Raw genomic sequence first — 18,009 nt, forward strand, 5'->3', positions numbered from 1 at the left:
CCCCCTAACGTGGTTCAGGTTTTCCGAGGTAGAGTTTTCCATCTTGGACTTTCTTGTTGTAAACATCAAGTGGTGCAAGTGGCGGTGTGCCAGGAACGTTCATACCATCTTTGGTGTAACGGCCCGCGTGACATGGGCAGAAAAACTGATCAGGATATGCAGGATTTGAAGACCAGTCAACTGTACATCCGAGGTGTTTACACACAGGTGAAAGTGCGACAATTTCGTCTTTTTCATCTTTGTAAACCCAGGCGGATTGCGTTACTTCAGATTCATACCAACCATCAACCTGGTCAATTTTGAATTCCTTACGAACTGGTTTATTCGTAATCTCACTTGTGTCCATAACAGGTACAAAATCCTGTTTGGCTCCTTCTTTTAACAATGGATCAATTGCAAAACGAACCATAGGCATCAGCATTCCTGCTGCCATAAATCCGCCTACACCAGTCAGGCTGTAGTTTAGAAATTGGCGTCTTGTTACTTCATTTTTCTTCGCCATTGGTTTCCCCCCTATCCTATGAAGTCAGTCCAGCCGGACATTTAAATAGTAAACACATATAACTAGGACATTCCTATGATAGCGTAGTCACTCTCGCTCTGTCAATATTCGGATTAGTAATTAGTATGCCTCAAATCAACTATTTGTATTACTTTGCCATGTATTTGTGACAAATTGTAGAACTTGTTTAACTTGTGCTGACACCGTTTCCATTTTATATTGTTCATCCATGTGTTCAAGAGGGATAGCAGGCATCCATAATAGTGCACTAGATAACTGAGCTTCAGACTGTTTCCATTCTACATCAGCGGATAGTGTGATAATGTGTTTGATTCCACCCTGGTATAGCTCTTCCTCTACTTGCTTAAGTCGCTCAACTCGCGATTCACTATTTTCTGTTTGGAGATAAGTAAATGCAGGCATTAATAAAAGGCGCCCTTTCAGTTGTCTTTCCAATTCTCCCGAAATAATTGATATGTATTCTCCCATTGATACAGTCGTTTTAACACTTGATGTCATTGAAATCGGTATTAGGGGAAGTACTGCTGTATCCACGTATTCTCTCTCTTTTTCGTAAATCGCAATATCTGATTCGGTCCATCTCATTTTACATGCTCCTTTTTTTTCCGTATAAGTGCCAAATTGTTTGGTGTGACTGTGCTTCTAGCCAATTCGCTTGATCTAATGGTAGGTCAATCCAAATTGATCTGGCTTCTCTTTCCGCCTCAGCATTCACGATCTGCCACATCTCTTTACTATGTAACGTTCGCTCGTTCCAAACCTTGACATGAAGATACGAAGCTCCTTTTTCCTCTTTCATTATCATAAAGCTTCCAAGGTCATTTTGAAACATTTCGATTGAATCTAAATATCCAACTGTTAACTTAGGGACATAGGGAAGGGGATAATATATTGAATGAGGGAAGAATGGAAGTCTCTCTTTTTCACTACACTCTTCCAAGTATTTTTTCTTACTGTTTCTAGAAAAGTCAGATCGATAGGGTTGAGTATCATGAGTACCTTCTACAGCACCAGGACTTATACGTGATGATACAACAATAGCTTCGAGATTCATCTGTAAATGGCGTGCCATTCGATTGCCCGCTATATTATTCATTTCTGTCGCATATCCTACCCAGTCCATGTCTAATGAATGGAAGGATTCTTTCTTAAGTTGGTTCATTAGAGTAGAAGCAATTCCTCTACCACGATACTCTTTATGGGTGCGCAGTCTACCCAAGACAGCAACTTCTCCTTCATAGATGGTTACTCCAGCTATTCCAACAAGTGTATGTGCTTCAAAATACCCTAGCATGTAATTTTCTTCAATTAGTTTAGAGAAAATACGAATGACATAGTCGTCTTCGATACCAGTTTCCATTCCAGTTACTTCTTCAATATCAGCTGCCGTCAACTTACGGATCAAGTTAGTCTCCCCTCTTCCGCCCTCCATTTGAACCAATATAAAGTATAAAAAAACCCTTGAAAAGATTCAAGGGTTAGAGGTTATTTAGTTGTTTACTTAAATTCTGAAATGTTACCTCATCATTTTGATCCAAAGCCTCATCGATCTGTTTAAGAATTGAATCTCGCTTAAAGCGGGTAAATGATTCATCAAGAACCATTTCAGCTAGGAAGGAATATTTCTTATCTGCAGCCATGTTCTCTGGTAAGAATGGATTTTCTTCCAGAACCGCAACATATTGGGGAGAAACATTCTTGCTTTTAAAATTGAGCTGAATGTAAATAGGCTCGTCCTGATTCAGGCGAATGTCATGAAATGACTTTTCTGGATCTGTTGTAATGATATTATGTTTGTAAAAACGGAAAGGTGCATTTTCAACGCAATGAGTTGAAATAACGAGTGCCTTAGGGCAAAATTCAGCATTTTCAACAAAGTGAACGTTCCCCATGAGCACTTCATCACTAATTAAATAATTTAATAGCCAAACACATTCACGTTTTTTAACCTGATAATTCTTAAGAAACCATTTAAGAAAGTCCTTCTTTTCAACGACAGAAACGGAGCTGCTCATAGCGATTCCTCCCTGAGATTTTCCTAATTTAAGAATTCGTCATTGAAGATAAATTTCCTTCTACACCGTCTTTATTCCTCGTTAAATGTTTCTTCACCGAACCGGAGAATTTCTTCTTCAAGGTGTACTAACGTTGGATCAAGCTTCAAAGCGAGTTTAAATGCTTCTACAGCTTCTTCACGGCGACCTTCCTCAATTAAGAACAAACCATACTCTTCAAGAAAAATAGGATCGTTTTTGAAATAAGTATATGCGTTTTCATAACGTTTTATGGCATCTTTATACTCTTCCATCTGTGCATAAGCTGTTGCAGCTGACCAGTCGAGATAAGGATCACTCTGATCACCCTCCTCAATATTGTTGAGCAAGTCAATAATATCTTCATAACGCTCCTCTGTTCTAAGGAAGGTAGCTAGTGTTTTTGCTGCTTCAATATGCGTTGGATTAATGGCAAGTAACTCACGTAAGTACTGCTCACCACTTTTGTTATCATGTGTTTTATAGCTTAACCTGCTTGCTTGTAAATATAGCTCTTCGTTAAATTCATCTACTTTAATACCCTGAACAAGCGTTTGAATCGCTTCAGTTGTTGCACCTTCTTCTTCATATGCTCTAGCAAGATATGGATAAAGGGTACTATATTGGGGATCAAGGTCTTTTAATTCGTTAAAAGCGTTAATTGCTTTTCGATACTCACTGATTTGTAGTGCAGTGAACCCATATCCGAATAGTGCATTAATTTCACGCCCGTTCTCTAGACCTTTCTCATAGAATGTAAGGGCCTCTTCAAATTGACCGCTTCCGCTTAGTGCTTCTGCCAGTCTAAGTTCGATATTCTCATTAGCTAACTCACCCTTGGTACCTAGTACTGATTCGTAATAAGGAACAGCTTTAAGGTGATGTCCCTGAGTTAGATAGAATTCCCCAAGACCAAAATCAATGATTGGCTCATCCGGTGAAATCCTTTTTGCCTCAAGTAATTTTTGTTCAGCTACCTCTTCCAATCCTTCTGTTTGATACAAGTCAGCAAGTAACAAAAGGGCCGGAGGATAAGCAGCGTCGTTCGCATCTATTTTATTAAGTGCAGCGATGGCATCCTGCTCCTGCTCAAGATCTACATAGCATTCAGCCGCCTGTACGAGCAACTCGCCCTCTTTTGGGTAATGAATTAATAATTCCTCAACTACATCCCTTGAGTCCTCAATTAATCCAAGACTGTAATAAATGTTGGATAGATCGTACAATCCTTCGTGATCAGCTTCCTTACGAACTTCTTTAAGTTCTTCCAATCCTTTTTCGAAATTTCCTGACTCAATTAACGAGACAGCTTGTTTAAGACGCTCCACGCTCCAAAACTCCTTCTAACACTTCTTATTTTATTTCGGTGATCCGCAGTGAAAAACAATGGTTTATGAATAGTCAGGTGTTTACCGTACCCTGATTTCAACATAATGTTGTCGTTTACTTTAAGTAATTCTCCACGAAGTCCTGAAATGATTGGGTCTCTTCCATCATAATCAAGATTTTGCTCTTCTTCAACTTGATTGCCTGAATTCTCTCTATAGAGATTATAATCAAAATCTGCCCCAGATGCTAAACAGCCTTTCATCGGATAGAGACCTGTTCTTTTCAACATCTCAGGTGATAGTTCTTTCTTATTTATTATTTCTTGATAGAAGGAGGCATCAAGTCCCTTCAATTGAGCTTCACATAAGAGCCTTAAGCGCTCTTGCTCGATTTTATCTTTGGGTAGAGTTTTAAGAAATGAAAAATCTGGTATTATGACAGCCCTATATGGAAAATTAGCTTGAATGATCCATTCTAACACAACATCATTCCAGCTTTCCTCTGTTTTAAACTCAGCAATAACGACAGGAACATGGTGACGAGCACATTTTCTAATTACCTCTGGTGTAAGGTATGACGCATCCATTCGTATTCCGATTACGTAATCAATTGGACTTTTATTAAGTGCACAAATCGATTCCGTAAATTCTTGCTCAAATGTCTTTTCATGATGCATAGTCGAGATTGTAAGGATCGTTGTTGCTCCACGCATTATGAACTCTTTCATATCTTCAAATAATTCATCATCAGATTTTGAATGTAGTCCTTCTATGAACAGGATTTTCCCGGGTTTCATCAAGAGACGATCAAATGAGCAGCTAATTCCTTTTTCTAATCGTCCATCGGTTGTTTTGTAAGTTATTTTTGATTCGGTAACCAATTTATAATTAGTTCCATTAATAGAAACATTTTCAAATAGATGTTTCATCTTAGTTCCTCCCCTTACCTGCCTTTGTACTGACAGGCTATGTGCAGGGGAGGTCGTTTATGTCTTGCCTAAAGGCTCATTTCTAAAAGATGGTTGCTGATTAGAGTGGAAGGTGCTCAACTCCTGCGGGACTAGAGGACAGGTGAGACCCCACAGAAGCGTACAGAAGCGTAAGCAGAGTCTCACCTTCCGCCCCGCGGAAAGCGAGCATTCTGCAGCGCAGATCATTCTCTACTCTTTAAGCAACAAAATATGCGAAAAGAGCCTGCCTAAAAGAATTGCAATGAAAAAAATTCCCTGTGTAGAAAGCGATTGATAGCGCTTTCAAAACACAGGGACAAAGTAAATATGGATAGGAGTGGAGAGAAACCATTACTATTCTTATTATAACAGGTAATTAAAGAAAATCAACTGATTGTTTAGAAAATTGGAATTGTTTTCGCGAATCAATCTTTAAAATAACTTCAGAAAAAAACAGGCCCCTAGGAACCTGTTCTCAACTGCTTTAAGTGTTCAAAAAAGTCAGGGTAAGAAACCCTAATAGCTTCTGGCATAGCTAGATCTACCTGCCCTTGTGTTATACATCCAGCGATTGCAAGCATCATTCCGATACGATGGTCACCAAGACTAGATACTGCTGCCCCATGGAGTGGCGTAGGTCCATCAATAATCATTCCATCACTCGTTGCTGTAACTGAAGCTCCAAGCTTCTGAAGCGCTTCAACGACCGCATCAATACGATTGGTTTCCTTCACTTTTAATTCTTCAGCATCTTTAATTACTGTTCTACCATTTGCCTGTGTAGCTAGAAGTGCAATAATAGGAAGCTCATCAATTAAGCGAGGAATCATCTCTCCTTCAATAGTTGAGCCAGAAAGATTACTCGTTTTAATTGTTAAGTCAGCCACTTCTTCCTGATTAACGATCCTTCTATTTAGAATAGATAGTGATGCTCCCATTTGTTCTAAAACATCTAGAATACCAGAACGGGTTTGATTTATACCGACGTTCAAAAGAGTTATCGTACTATCTGGAACAATTGCACCAGCTACAAGGAAGAAAGCTGCTGATGAAATATCACCAGGTACTTCAACATTCGTTGCCTTTAGCTTCTGTCCACCCTCTACGCTAACGGATCGATCATCACGCTTCACTTCAATACCAAAGCTCTCTAGCATATTTTCTGTATGATTCCGTGACAAATGTGGTTCATGCACTGTTGTAACACCAGTCGCTTGAAGACCCGCTAAAAGAATAGCTGATTTAACCTGCGCACTCGCAACAGGAGATGTGTATGTAATACCCTTTAGATTTCCACCTCTAATTGAGATCGGTGCATAAGTGCCCTTGCTTCTCCCGTCTATAGCAGCTCCCATTTCAAGTAATGGAATTGATACACGGTTCATTGGTCTTTTGGCAATTGATTCGTCTCCAGCAAGCACTGAGTGATATGGTCGCCCTGCTAGTAAACCCATCATAAGACGGAATGTTGTACCGGAATTCCCAACATCAAGAAGCTCTGAGGGTTCTTGTAATCCATCTATTCCAGAACCCTCTACGACTACAGAAGCGCCATCCTGTTCGATATGTACACCCATTTGTTTAAAACACGCAATCGTGCTTAAGCAATCAGCACCTGGAAGAAAATTCGTAATATGAGTTGTGCCTTCCGCAATCGATCCAAACATGACGGCCCGGTGCGAAATTGATTTATCGCCCGGTATTGTGATAGTTCCTTGAAGGCTATTTGCTTTCATTATCGTTTCCATACTAACGATCTCCTTATTTATCATCAACATACGTATCGAAATCACGTTCAAGAACTACTTTGGCATTATCTCGGTCAAGTTCTGACCTGAAACTAATTCGCAGAACTCCCATGATATCTTCACGCGTTTCAATAATACGAATATTGGTAATCGATATTTCTTCACCCGCAAGTTTCTGTGTAACAGATGCAATGACCCCTGGTTGATCTTGGACGTCTAGAAACAAGTCATAAAATGCTGGAATAGCTCCTCTTGAGCGAACAGGTAAACCGTCACGAAAATCTTTGGCATCTGCAAAGTAATCAAAAATTTTGTCGCCATCTTCTCGTTCAATGTAGCTTCGTATTCGGTCCAGTTCTAGCTTCAGGTCATCTGTCATTTGTAGCAAGACTTTTTTATTTCGTAATAGAATGTCTCGCCACATCACAGGGCTTGCAGACGCAATACGTGTAATGTCACGAAACCCCCCTGCTGCAAATCTAGCTACATTAAAACGTTGATTGTTATTACTCTCACTGACAAAATTCACAAGACTTGCTGCAAGTATATGCGGAAAATGACTAATCAACCCCACCAGATAGTCATGCTCTTCTGCTTCTAACTCGACAAACGTTGCATTTGTACCACTTAACAAATCCATCAACCTACTGAGGTCCTTTTCTTCAACACCTTGATCAGGAGTAAGAATATAAAAGGCATTCTCAAATAAATGAGATTTAGCGGCAGATACGCCTGTTTTATGTGAACCCGCCATAGGATGTCCACCAATAAACGTTATCGAGGGAGGTAAAATACTTTTAGCATGTTTGACAATCGAATGCTTCGTACTACCAACATCAGATATAATAACGGTGCTTTTTAATGAAACCTCACTCAGTTGCGCCAAAATGTGTTCAGTTTGAACAACGGGTGCAGCAATCATTATAAAGTCGGCTGATTGGACAGCTTCTTCTAATGAAGAAGCTGTTTCATCAACGACTCGAAGAGCTTTTGCAAGCTGGAGCTGATTTTCATTTACATCAAAACCAGTTATCCATGCATCCTTGTGGTTTTTTTTGATTGCAAGCGCAATCGAACCTCCTATTAAACCAAGACCAATCACAGCGACTTGTTTACTCATGACTGGACCTTTCTACGTTCAACTAACAATTGAGTAAGACAGCTAATAATTTCTCTATTCTGTTCTTCGGAACCAACAGTAATTCTTACAGATGTCGGGAATCCTAGAGCAGACCCTGATCGAACAATGTAACCATTCTTCAATAGATAATTAAATACTTCATCAGCTGGTATACCAAAATCGATTAGCACGAAATTCCCCTGTGAAGGATATACTTCTAAATCGTACTGCTCACAGAATCCATAATAAAGTGAACGGCCTTTCTCATTCTCCACACGGCACATATCAATAAATTTCTGGTCGCCTAAGGCCGCAATTGCAGCTGCTTGAGCTACGCGAGACGTGTTAAACGGCTCCCTAGATGGTTCTATTGCTGAAACCACTTCAGTGTTCGCTACACCGAAACCTACGCGAAGAGCTGCAATTCCGTATGCTTTTGAGAATGTTCGAAGTACAACAAGGTTTTTATAGTTATTTAGTACAGCTAACGTATCAGGAAAGTCCTGGGCTGTTACATATTCTTTATAAGCTTCATCAACTACAATAAGTACATGTTCTGGTACTTTGTCTAAAAATGAAATTAATTCTTTCTCTGGTACATGCTCCCCTGTCGGATTGTTTGGCGAGCAAACCCAAATAATGCGAGTGTTTTCGTCAATAGCATCTAACATCTTGTTTAGCTGATGTTTTCCATCTTGCAATGGAATCTCACGAATCTCAGCATCCTCAATGACTGCATTATGCCGATATTGAGGAAAAGTATGTGTTGCCATAACCGTATTTGTTCCCTTTTCGAGATACGTTCTGCAAATCATTTGCACTACTTCATCAGAACCGTTACCAAATACAAGCTGGTCTTCTTTAACATTAAGATATTCACTTACAGCTGTTCTTAAAGAGGAAGCATATCCATCTGGATAGATGTGCAGTTGTGTTAATTCTTTCTGAATGGCTTCTTTAACAGTTTGAGATGAGCCATAAGGATTCTCATTCGAAGCTAATTTCACAACTTTTTTTAGCCCAAGTTCTTTTTTCACTTCTTCAATTGGTTTACCTGGCTTGTAAGGGGTAAGACCCTTCAATTGTTGTTTTGGAATCATGCGTACACCTCACGTATTAATTTTCAGTTTTTCATATGGAGAAATCAAATCGCGAATATATGAACGAATATGATCGATCGCTTCTACCTGTGTTTCTTCATTTGTTAAACCATCAACTTGCGCTTCGATTTGACGAACAATCGCACTCCCAACGATTACTCCATCACAGTATTCTTTTAGTTTTGCTACCTGCTCTGGAGCAGAGACCCCAAAACCAACAGCGACAGGAATAGGACTTAGAGATTTTACGCGATCAATAAATTCGAAGACAGACGAATGAAAATCTGTACGTGTACCTGTAACTCCGAGTGATGAAACGCAATAGAGAAAGCCTGTTGCTTCCTTAGCAATTGCAGTAAGACGCTTATCAGATGTTGTTGGAGCTACTAGCGAGATAAGAGCCGTATCGTTCATTTTACAGCTTTCTCTCCATTCTTCACTCTCTTCAAAAGGAAGATCAGGCACTAAAAGTCCATCGATGTTATTTTCACGCACTAAAGCGAAGAAGCGTTCTTCTCCTAATTGTAACAAAAGATTGTAATAAGTAAATACAATCACAGGAATTTCAAGTCCGCGTTCGCGCATTTTTGGAACGATATTCATAGCTTTCTCTAAACTCATCCCATGCTCAAGTGCACGAATGGAGGCCCGTTGAATAACTGGGCCATCTGCTAACGGGTCAGAATAAGGAATTCCGAGTTCAATCGCATTCGCACCTTCTTCTTGTAGCATAAGCGCAAGCTTAATTGTTGCTTCTTCAGTTGGATCTCCCGCTACAATAAACGGGATGAATAAATCGCTGCGTCCATCGACGTGTTTTTCAAAACGTTTATTCATCAACCTCACCTCCAAGATGCTCCATAATCGTGTGAACGTCTTTATCTCCTCTACCTGATAGACAAACAAGAATCGTTTCGTCTTTTGCCATGTCAGGCGCTTGTTTAATCGCTTCAGATAGGGCATGTGCACTTTCAATTGCTGGGATAATACCTTCTTCTTCTGATAATACTTTCAAAGCATCAAGTGCTTCCATGTCAGTGATACCAGTATACGTTACTCTACCAGTTTCCGATAAGTACGCGTGTTCAGGTCCGATACCCGGATAATCCAAACCAGCTGAAATGGAATGAGGTTCCTGAATTTGCCCAGTCTCATTTTGAAGTAGATACGTGATAGAACCATGAATAACACCCAGTCGTCCTTCTGATAGTGTTGCTGCATGTTCACCAGTATGGATTCCTTTACCTGCAGCCTCTACACCGACTAATTGAACATCATCCTGAAGAAATGGATAGAACATTCCCATTGCGTTACTCCCACCGCCAACACAAGCGATGACTTTATTAGGAAGATCTTCCATTTGCTCTCGTGATTCGTCTCCAATCACTCTTTGGAAGTCGCGAACCATCTTAGGATATGGATGTGGTCCTACGACTGAGCCTATTAAATAAAATGTATCTTCCACATTTGCTACCCAATAGCGAATAGCTTCATTTGTAGCATCTTTCAGCGTCTTACTACCAGATGATACAGGAACCACTTCAGCTCCTAGAAGCTTCATCCGAAAGACATTCAATTCTTGACGTCTAATATCTTCTTTACCCATGAATACTTTACACTCTAGACCAAATCGTGCAGCAACTGTTGCGGCAGCTACACCATGCTGTCCGGCTCCTGTTTCTGCTACTATTTTTTCTTTACCCATTCGTACTGCAAGAAGTGCCTGTCCAATAGCATTGTTTAGTTTATGTGCACCCGTATGGTTAAGATCTTCTCGCTTTAAATAAATTTGTGCTCCACCCAGGCGTTTGGATAAATTTTCTGCATGCGTAATAGGTGTTGGTCGCCCAGAGTACTTTTTCAATTCTTCGTGGTAGTTTGCCATAAACTGTTCATCAGCCATAGCTTCATCTAATGATTGCTCTAATTCTTCTAGTGCATACATTGCTGTTTCAGGTACGTATTTACCACCAAATCTTCCGTATCTACCGCGCTGATCAGGTACCATTGTTGACATCTTTATCCCAGCCTTTCTTTCATTCGGTTAATCTTATTCTCATCTTTCCTATCATCTATTTCGATTCCGCTTGAAACATCAATACCATCAGGATTGTATTCAATTAACTCATGAACATTATCTGGACTTACTCCTCCAGCAATAAACAAAGGAACATTTTGTTTCTCAGCTTTGACTTGATATTCAGGAATCGCCTTCCAATCAAATCGCTTGCCAGTCCCTCCCCATTGTCCAGGAAGCTTCGTATCGACGATGTAACCGTCAACTACTTCTGAATACCGTGACATATCAGTAAGCGCGCCATCACCATGATGAAGCACTTTCCAAACTTGTTTTCCAGTCATTTGCTTGATTTTCGCTGCAAATGTTGGAGTTTCTTTGCCGTGCAGTTGTATAATATCTAACGGAACCTCGCTTACGGTCTGAGCCAAATCTTCTAGCTCAGGATTAACAAACACTCCTACAATTTTCATCGTTTTTTCTGGCGGATAATCTTCAAGCCATTTTGCAACCTCTTCATTTGAAACACGTCGAACGCTATTCGCAAAAATAAATCCCGCGTACTGAACACCGCTCAACCTAACAGTTTGCCAATCCTTTAAGGAGCGATTACCGCATAGTTTAAGTTCAGGCGTTTTCATGTACTGTTTCACCAAACAATTTTCTAATTCCTGCTTCATATGTGCCACCTCGCATTAGTGCTTCACCAACAAGTACAGCTGAAGCCCCTGCTTTCTTAACATCTTGGATGTCTTCGTAAGTAGAAATGCCACTCTCACTAATTAACAAAGTTGATTCAGGTATATAATGACTAAGCAGATGCGTTTGCTTTGTAGATGTTTCAAAAGTTGCTAGGTTGCGGTTGTTAACTCCTATTACAGCAGGTGTAAAAGAAACAATCAGTTCCTTCAGTTCTTCTTCTGAATGAACTTCTACCAAACACTCTAAACCAAATGAAGCTGCAAGCTGATAGAACTCTTTTGTTTTTTGAACACCAAGCGCTCTGACAATTAATAGAATTGCGTCCGCCCCTATTCGTTTGCTTTCTTCGATCTGTCTTTCATCGATAATAAAGTCTTTTCTTAGGATCGGTAAATTCACCTGTTTCTTAACTGCTGTCAGGAAAGAGTTTGATCCTTTGAAAAATGTTTCATCAGTTAGTACTGAAATGGCATCGGCACCTGCTCTTTCATATGCCTCAGCCACCTCCACCGGATCAAAATTGTCATTTATAATTCCCTTTGATGGAGAAGCTTTCTTTACTTCGGCAATAAGGCCTAACTCATGCTTGGGGTTTTGTAAACTTCCAACGAATGATACATTATTGAATTTTTGATCTTCAGGCATGTTAAATCGCGCCATTTCTTCGTGCTTAACAGCTATTATTCGATCAAGCATGAACATTCAACTCCTTTTCCTCGCGTAAGAGATTCAGTTGATTTATTGCAGTACCATTATTGATTGCGTCGCTTGCCATCTGAACGCCCTCTTTAATCGAGTCACATGCACCAGCAAGGTAAAGCGCTGCTCCGGCATTATAAAGCACAATTCCTGTACTCGCTTCATTCCCAACGCCATTAAAAATTTGCAGGATGAGCGAAGCACTTTCTTGTGATGTATTAACTCTTAAATCAATTTGATTACATGATGTTAGTCCTACATCTTCTGGTGTATGGCGATATGTGAATACTTCTCCATTTTTCAACTCAACAAAATCTGTGTAAGTTGAGATCGAGCATTCATCCATACCTTCACCACCTGTAACGAACAATGCTCGCTTTGTGCCAAGACGTTTTAAAGCCTCCGCCATCTTTAACGCTTTTTGGTGGCTGTAAACTCCAATTAACTGTGACTGACTACCTGCTGGATTAGCTAATGGACCAAGACTATTAAATACTGTTCGAAAACCGATTGCTTTGCGAGCATTAACGGCATGCTTCATTGCGGTATGGTAATTTGGTGCAAACAAGAAACACATGTTTCTATCTTTCAGTGTTTGGATTGCATCATCACGAGAAGATTGAGTTGGAATGGCTAGTTCATCCAATACATCCGCACTTCCACTTTTGGATGAAACAGCTCTATTACCATGCTTCGCTACTTTAACTCCAAGACTTGAAACAAGAATAGCTGAAGCGGTCGAAATGTTAAAGGTCGATTGCCCATCCCCTCCGGTACCACATGTATCAATTAGAGGGAGACCACCATGGTCAAGTTGTATGACATGGTTGCGTAACGATCTGACAAAACCAGTAAGTTCATCAACCGTTTCGCCCCTCATTTCAAGAATCGTTAGAAAACTAGCGATCTGTGAATCATCTGCTCTTCCTTCCATAATAACATCCATTATTTTTTCTGCCGCTGATTCAGAAAGTGTCTCTCCGTCAATCATTCTCTGTAACTGTTCTTTAAACATTTAACCGCTCCTCCTTTTTCTCGAAAATCGCTTCCGCTACCTGAATGGCTTTTATAAGTGCACTTGCTTTATTACGCGTCTCTTCCCACTCATTTTCTGGTACAGAATCGGCTACAATTCCTGCACCAGCCTGTACGTATGCCGTTCCATCTTTAATCACCATTGTTCGAATTGCGATACATGAATCAATATTTCCATCAAAACCGATATATCCGATGGCTCCTGAGTAAATGGATCTTGAAGTTGGTTCTAATTCATTAAGGATTTGCATTGCCCTTACTTTAGGTGCACCGGACACTGTACCTGCCGGGAAAGACGCAACGACTGCGTCAAGACTAGTAAATCTAGGAGCTAAAACCCCGGTGACTTTTGAAATAATATGCATCACGTGTGAGAACTTACCGATATCCATTAACTGTGGAACAGTGACGCTTCCATATTCAGAAACTCTACCAACATCGTTTCTTGCAAGATCAACGAGCATATAATGTTCCGCACGTTCTTTCTCATCATGTAGAAGCTCTTCAGCTAGTGCTTCATCTTCTTTCTCCGTCTTTCCACGTTTTCTCGTTCCTGCTATTGGATCAATTTCTACCTTGCCATCCCTAACCTGTACTAGCTTCTCAGGTGAGCTACCAATAATTTCAACGTTATTCATTTTCAAGTAGAACATATATGGCGATGGGTTAATAATCCGAAGCACCCTGTATAAATCGAGACCACTAATGGAAACATCTTTTTGGAACCGCTGTGAAAGGACTGCCTGAAATACGTCACCTTCTTCAATGTATTTCTTGATCTTCTCAACATCTTGTAAAAATTTGTGCTTTTCATAATTAGATTTAACTTGAGAGAAGTCAACTTCATCAGTGAATTCATCAGGTAAGTGCATCGCGTCTCCTTGTGTTTGCTTAGACGCAATTGAAACAAGTTCATCCATAACTTTGAAAGCATTTTGGTAAACCTGCTCCACATTAGATTCCTCATTTAATCTAGCATGATGACAAACAGTTAGTCTTTTTAAATGATGATCATAAATTACTAGATTCTCACAAACAATAAAGTGAAATAACGGCATCTCTTCATCACGATCTTGATGAACAGGAACTTTATCAAACTGACTAACCGCATCGTATCCTATATAACCTACCGCTCCTCCATAGAAAGGAAAAGACGTATCGGGTAGTTTTGGATTCAAGTACTCAAATAAAGCCTGAACCCCTGATTGGAAATCCTTACGTTCAAGGATACTGTTACCGTCCGCATCAACTACGTTAAATAGCTCGTGTTGTTCAATTAACGAGAAGACGGGATCAACGCCAATAAATGAATAGCGAGACCATTTGGATTCCTGATCGCTACTCTCTAAAAGAAAACTGGCACGCTTGCCAATGTTTTGAAATATTTGAATGGGTGTTGTCGTATCAAGAAAGTACGACTTCATTAGCGGGATTGTTCCGTATGTTGCGGCATCTCTTTGAAAAGAAGAATAATCTGTAGTCAACGTTCTCACCTCTCCATAATAAGTAATGGAGAATGGAAATGTTGAGCGTTCCGAGGATGGAAAATGTGGTATGACAAAGAACAGACTTTATCTGTCTGAATTATCACAATACCGAAAAAGGGTATATAAAAACCCCCTGAATAACCTCAGGGGGTGAATAGACGTATCCCTCTAAGCTCTCCTCAACTCAACTATCCTATTCTCAGCTCTCTCAACTCGTAATTCCTGTATTGCCTCTGCTCTAAACTTATTACTATCCTAGTATGGTGATGAATATTTGTCAACTCGCAAGATCGGGACGTAGCGAAACAGCATTTTCTAAATAGACATGTTGAACGTCATCTTGTGCTTGGGTTGTATTCACTGTCATTAGTATTCTGATACAAAATGGTAAAGAACCCTCTACATCAATCTCTGATGAACAAAGGAGAGGGACATTTGCCCATCCGTCAAATAACCTGACCGCTTCAGCAGGAAAAACAGCATCCAAATCCTTTGTCATTGTAAAATGAATGGATGCAACTAAATCTGGTGTTACCTTATTTTGTTCAATTGTTTCTTTCAATAACTTTGTTGTGGCTTCAACAATAGCGGTCTTTTCATTTACATTAACTGTTGTCGCCCCGCGGATCCCTCTAATCACAGTCAGACGCTCCTTTCAACACTTACTTCAAGTAGCTTAAGTGCAGTTTCATCATCAATGCTTACTTTAATAGGAGTACCAATTTTCTTAAGCAAGACAAATTGTAAACTCTTATTCTCGGCTTTTTTATCTTTCTTCATCCGTTGAAGAAGCTTCCTCCTGTTAAGTTCACGAGGGACTGCTACAGGAAGACCTAACTCTTGGAACCAGCTTCTTAAATCATCCATACGAAGTTTTGTTTGAAAGTATTCCTCACTCATTCTAAGAGCATAGATCATTCCAATAGCTACAGCTTCACCATGTGTCATCTTTCCATATCCTAATTCAGCCTCTATTGCATGACCAAGCGTGTGGCCAAAGTTCAAATAAGACCTTACGCCTGTTTCACGCTCATCCTCTTTAACAATTGCCCCTTTAACGTTTATGCCTTCCTTAATCATGAACTGAAGCTCATCATCAGTATAATTCCGAATGGCCTTTCTTCGATCTAATAACCAGTTCAAGAATGTTTCATCATGAATCAGAGCGTGCTTAATCACTTCACTAAACCCTGAGCGCCACTCTCTTTCAGGTAAAGTGCGCAAACATTCAATATCATAAATAACAGCAACCGGTTGATGAAAAGCACCGATTAAATTCTTCCCTAGTTCATGATTAATACCTGTTTTACCACCAACACTTGAATCATGCGCGAGCAACGTTGTTGGCATTTGGATAAAGTCGATACCTCGCATATATGTAGCTGCGGCGAAGCCTGCGAGATCACCGACTACACCGCCGCCAAGGGAAATAATACATGACTTTCGATCGAGATCCGCCTCAAGCAACGCGGTCATACATTTATGATACTGTTCAAAGGATTTAGATTCTTCTCCAGACGGAACTACAAAATAAGCGAGCTTCTCTTTACCCAGAATGGATGACAAATAATGTCCTTCAACAGCTTCATCCGTAATAATAAAGAAACTAGAATACGAAGCATAATTGTCTATTAATTCTCTCCATTTCGACCGAATGCCCTTTCCGATATGAACTGGATAACTACCACCGCTCGTTTCGATTCTAATTGTATCCACCTTTAAAACTCCCGGCTGTACTTCCTGTGCTGATTAAGCGCTTCAGAAATTTCTTCAATACGGTCATGACCAAATTTATCAAGAATTGAGCATGCAACTTCCCAAGCTACAACATTTTCTGCTACGACACTTGCAGCAGGAACTGCGCAGCTATCAGAACGCTCAATGCTTGCAGCAAACGGTTCTTTTGTATCAATGTCAACACTTTGAAGGGGTTTGTATAAGGTTGGGATTGGTTTCATCACACCTTTTACAACGATAGGCATACCTGTCGTCATTCCACCTTCGAAACCTCCAAGGTTATTAGTCTTACGTGTATAGCCTTCTTCTTCAGACCATTGAATCTCATCATGAACTTCACTACCAGGTTTCTTCGCAGCTTCAAATCCAATGCCAAATTCTACACCTTTGAACGCATTGATACTCATGATTGCTCCCGCTATTTTGGAATCTAGTTTACGATCGTAATGAACATGACTGCCAAGTCCAATAGGTAAACCTTCAACAACAACCTCTACAATCCCACCGATTGAATCACCATTGCTTTTTGCATCATCAATGGCTGTCATCATTTTCTTTCCTGCCTCATCATCTAGACTACGAACTGGAGATTCTTCTGAAACCCGTTGCATTTCTTCAAGCGACAGACCGCCTTCATAGCTACTTTCAACGCCACCAATCATTCGTACGTGGCCTGCTACTTGAATGCCAAGTGTCTTAAGTAACTTCTTTGCTACTGCTCCAGCCGCAACCCTAACGGTTGTTTCTCTAGCTGAAGAACGCTCTAGTACATTTCTCATATCACGATGGCCGTATTTAATAGCACCATTTAAATCAGCATGCCCTGGACGCGGACGTGAGATTTGTCGTTTCATATTGTCTTCCTGTTCTTTTGTTAACGGCTCAGCACCCATATAATTCTTCCAGTGCGTCCAGTCTTTATTTTCAACAACTAGTGCAATAGGAGCTCCAGTTGATTTCGCATGACGTACACCACTTAGAATTTGGACTTGATCTTTCTCAATTTGCATACGACGTCCACGACCATACCCAAGTTGACGCCTAGCTAGTTCTGTATTTATATCTTCCGCTAATAGCTCAAGCCCTGACGGAAGTCCTTCTAGTATAGTCGTTAATTGTGGTCCGTGTGATTCTCCTGCTGTTAAGTATCTCATCCTATCTCCTCCATATGCTTTGACGCTTTTACGTACTACTATATCATACCGAATATAATTAGTGTAAGGATTATTAAAATTTCGATTAATGTTGCAGCTATCCTATCATAATCTCGCTAAAAAAACAGCCAAAGGGAATATTGATTTATCTTATATTATTTTATATCGCTCTTTTCTGAAAGATTGTTGCTTTCAAAAGATTTTTCTTAGAAAATACCACATTTGGCTGATTGGAGCGGAAGGATGCTCACCACGCGCCCCGCGGAAAGCGAGCATCCTAGAGCGCAAATCAACCACTCCTGTTATAGCAACAAAGTATGCGAAAAGAGCCTGTTATTTGATTGAGCAAAGATGCTGTTTATGAATGACTGTTTAT

Annotated in this window: 18 protein-coding genes; all 18 read right to left on the reverse strand. The window is 40.2% G+C overall.

Features of this window, described 5'->3' with window-relative positions:
* Window positions 1-4: 4 nt before the first annotated feature.
* Window positions 5-502: a ubiquinol-cytochrome c reductase iron-sulfur subunit gene (locus FBF83_RS11190; RefSeq protein WP_136947256.1), complete on the reverse strand. Its 498-nt coding sequence runs from the start codon at window positions 500-502 to the stop codon at window positions 5-7.
* Between the two features lie 135 nt (window positions 503-637).
* Window positions 638-1,108 (reverse strand): YpiF family protein, encoded by a 471-nt coding sequence (locus tag FBF83_RS11195; protein WP_136947257.1) that lies wholly within the window; start codon window positions 1,106-1,108, stop codon window positions 638-640.
* 1 nt (window position 1,109) lies between these two features.
* The gene (locus tag FBF83_RS11200; RefSeq protein ID WP_169525400.1) at window positions 1,110-1,928 is read right to left on the reverse strand and encodes a GNAT family N-acetyltransferase; all 819 of its coding nucleotides are present in this window, start codon (window positions 1,926-1,928) and stop codon (window positions 1,110-1,112) included.
* Window positions 1,929-2,001: 73 nt separating this feature from the next.
* Complete coding sequence (locus FBF83_RS11205) at window positions 2,002-2,538, reverse strand: ReoY family proteolytic degradation factor (protein WP_136947259.1); 537 nt, start codon at window positions 2,536-2,538, stop codon at window positions 2,002-2,004.
* A gap of 71 nt (window positions 2,539-2,609) precedes the next feature.
* Window positions 2,610-3,884: a tetratricopeptide repeat protein gene (locus tag FBF83_RS11210; protein ID WP_136947260.1), complete on the reverse strand. Its 1,275-nt coding sequence runs from the start codon at window positions 3,882-3,884 to the stop codon at window positions 2,610-2,612.
* Window positions 3,854-4,813 (reverse strand): hypothetical protein, encoded by a 960-nt coding sequence (locus FBF83_RS11215; protein ID WP_136947261.1) that lies wholly within the window; start codon window positions 4,811-4,813, stop codon window positions 3,854-3,856. Before FBF83_RS11215 ends, FBF83_RS11210 begins: the two co-directional genes overlap by 31 nt.
* 482 nt (window positions 4,814-5,295) lie before the next feature.
* Window positions 5,296-6,582 (reverse strand): 3-phosphoshikimate 1-carboxyvinyltransferase, encoded by a 1,287-nt coding sequence (aroA, locus tag FBF83_RS11220; RefSeq protein ID WP_240688076.1) that lies wholly within the window; start codon window positions 6,580-6,582, stop codon window positions 5,296-5,298.
* Between the two features lie 13 nt (window positions 6,583-6,595).
* Window positions 6,596-7,702, reverse strand: a complete 1,107-nt coding sequence (locus tag FBF83_RS11225; RefSeq protein ID WP_136947262.1) for a prephenate dehydrogenase — start codon at window positions 7,700-7,702, stop codon at window positions 6,596-6,598.
* Window positions 7,699-8,802: a histidinol-phosphate transaminase gene (gene hisC, locus FBF83_RS11230; protein WP_136947263.1), complete on the reverse strand. Its 1,104-nt coding sequence runs from the start codon at window positions 8,800-8,802 to the stop codon at window positions 7,699-7,701. The genes FBF83_RS11225 and hisC overlap by 4 nt, the downstream gene beginning before the upstream one ends.
* 9 nt (window positions 8,803-8,811) lie before the next feature.
* Window positions 8,812-9,639: a tryptophan synthase subunit alpha gene (trpA, locus tag FBF83_RS11235; protein WP_136947264.1), complete on the reverse strand. Its 828-nt coding sequence runs from the start codon at window positions 9,637-9,639 to the stop codon at window positions 8,812-8,814.
* Window positions 9,632-10,819 carry a tryptophan synthase subunit beta gene (gene trpB, locus FBF83_RS11240; RefSeq protein ID WP_136947265.1) on the reverse strand — a complete coding sequence of 396 codons (1,188 nt, stop codon included), beginning with the start codon at window positions 10,817-10,819 and terminating at the stop codon, window positions 9,632-9,634. The genes trpA and trpB overlap by 8 nt, the downstream gene beginning before the upstream one ends.
* A gap of 2 nt (window positions 10,820-10,821) precedes the next feature.
* Window positions 10,822-11,499, reverse strand: coding sequence for a phosphoribosylanthranilate isomerase (locus FBF83_RS11245; protein ID WP_240688077.1), 678 nt, complete (start codon window positions 11,497-11,499; stop codon window positions 10,822-10,824).
* Window positions 11,447-12,217, reverse strand: coding sequence for an indole-3-glycerol phosphate synthase TrpC (gene trpC / locus FBF83_RS11250; RefSeq protein ID WP_136947266.1), 771 nt, complete (start codon window positions 12,215-12,217; stop codon window positions 11,447-11,449). Before trpC ends, FBF83_RS11245 begins: the two co-directional genes overlap by 53 nt.
* Entirely contained in the window at window positions 12,210-13,235 is a 1,026-nt protein-coding gene (trpD, locus tag FBF83_RS11255; protein ID WP_136947267.1) for an anthranilate phosphoribosyltransferase, read from the reverse strand. The genes trpC and trpD overlap by 8 nt, the downstream gene beginning before the upstream one ends.
* A complete protein-coding gene (trpE, locus tag FBF83_RS11260; RefSeq protein ID WP_136947268.1) occupies window positions 13,228-14,739 on the reverse strand; it encodes an anthranilate synthase component I in 1,512 nt (503 codons plus the stop codon). The genes trpD and trpE overlap by 8 nt, the downstream gene beginning before the upstream one ends.
* A 280-nt stretch (window positions 14,740-15,019) precedes the next feature.
* Window positions 15,020-15,382, reverse strand: a complete 363-nt coding sequence (gene aroH, locus FBF83_RS11265) for a chorismate mutase (protein ID WP_136947269.1) — start codon at window positions 15,380-15,382, stop codon at window positions 15,020-15,022.
* Between the two features lie 2 nt (window positions 15,383-15,384).
* Entirely contained in the window at window positions 15,385-16,458 is a 1,074-nt protein-coding gene (aroB, locus tag FBF83_RS11270) for a 3-dehydroquinate synthase (protein ID WP_136947270.1), read from the reverse strand.
* 2 nt (window positions 16,459-16,460) lie between these two features.
* Window positions 16,461-17,633 (reverse strand): chorismate synthase, encoded by a 1,173-nt coding sequence (gene aroC, locus FBF83_RS11275; protein ID WP_136947271.1) that lies wholly within the window; start codon window positions 17,631-17,633, stop codon window positions 16,461-16,463.
* Window positions 17,634-18,009: the final 376 nt, after the last annotated feature.

It is taken from the genome of Guptibacillus hwajinpoensis (assembly GCF_005144865.1).
Lineage (GTDB): Bacteria > Bacillota > Bacilli > Bacillales > Guptibacillaceae > Guptibacillus > Guptibacillus hwajinpoensis_A.

Coding starts and splice junctions, on each gene's coding strand:
- trpC (WP_136947266.1), bottom strand. CDS start 12,217: ATGCTTGATCGAATAATAGCTGTTAAGCACGAAGAAATGGCGCGATTT.
- aroA (WP_240688076.1), bottom strand. CDS start 6,582: ATGGAAACGATAATGAAAGCAAATAGCCTTCAAGGAACTATCACAATA.
- FBF83_RS11195 (WP_136947257.1), bottom strand. CDS start 1,108: ATGAGATGGACCGAATCAGATATTGCGATTTACGAAAAAGAGAGAGAA.
- FBF83_RS11245 (WP_240688077.1), bottom strand. CDS start 11,499: ATGAAGCAGGAATTAGAAAATTGTTTGGTGAAACAGTACATGAAAACG.
- FBF83_RS11190 (WP_136947256.1), bottom strand. CDS start 502: ATGGCGAAGAAAAATGAAGTAACAAGACGCCAATTTCTAAACTACAGC.
- aroC (WP_136947271.1), bottom strand. CDS start 17,633: ATGAGATACTTAACAGCAGGAGAATCACACGGACCACAATTAACGACT.
- trpA (WP_136947264.1), bottom strand. CDS start 9,639: ATGAATAAACGTTTTGAAAAACACGTCGATGGACGCAGCGATTTATTC.
- hisC (WP_136947263.1), bottom strand. CDS start 8,802: ATGATTCCAAAACAACAATTGAAGGGTCTTACCCCTTACAAGCCAGGT.
- trpD (WP_136947267.1), bottom strand. CDS start 13,235: ATGTTTAAAGAACAGTTACAGAGAATGATTGACGGAGAGACACTTTCT.
- FBF83_RS11215 (WP_136947261.1), bottom strand. CDS start 4,813: ATGAAACATCTATTTGAAAATGTTTCTATTAATGGAACTAATTATAAA.
- FBF83_RS11205 (WP_136947259.1), bottom strand. CDS start 2,538: ATGAGCAGCTCCGTTTCTGTCGTTGAAAAGAAGGACTTTCTTAAATGG.
- FBF83_RS11225 (WP_136947262.1), bottom strand. CDS start 7,702: ATGAGTAAACAAGTCGCTGTGATTGGTCTTGGTTTAATAGGAGGTTCG.
- trpB (WP_136947265.1), bottom strand. CDS start 10,819: ATGTCAACAATGGTACCTGATCAGCGCGGTAGATACGGAAGATTTGGT.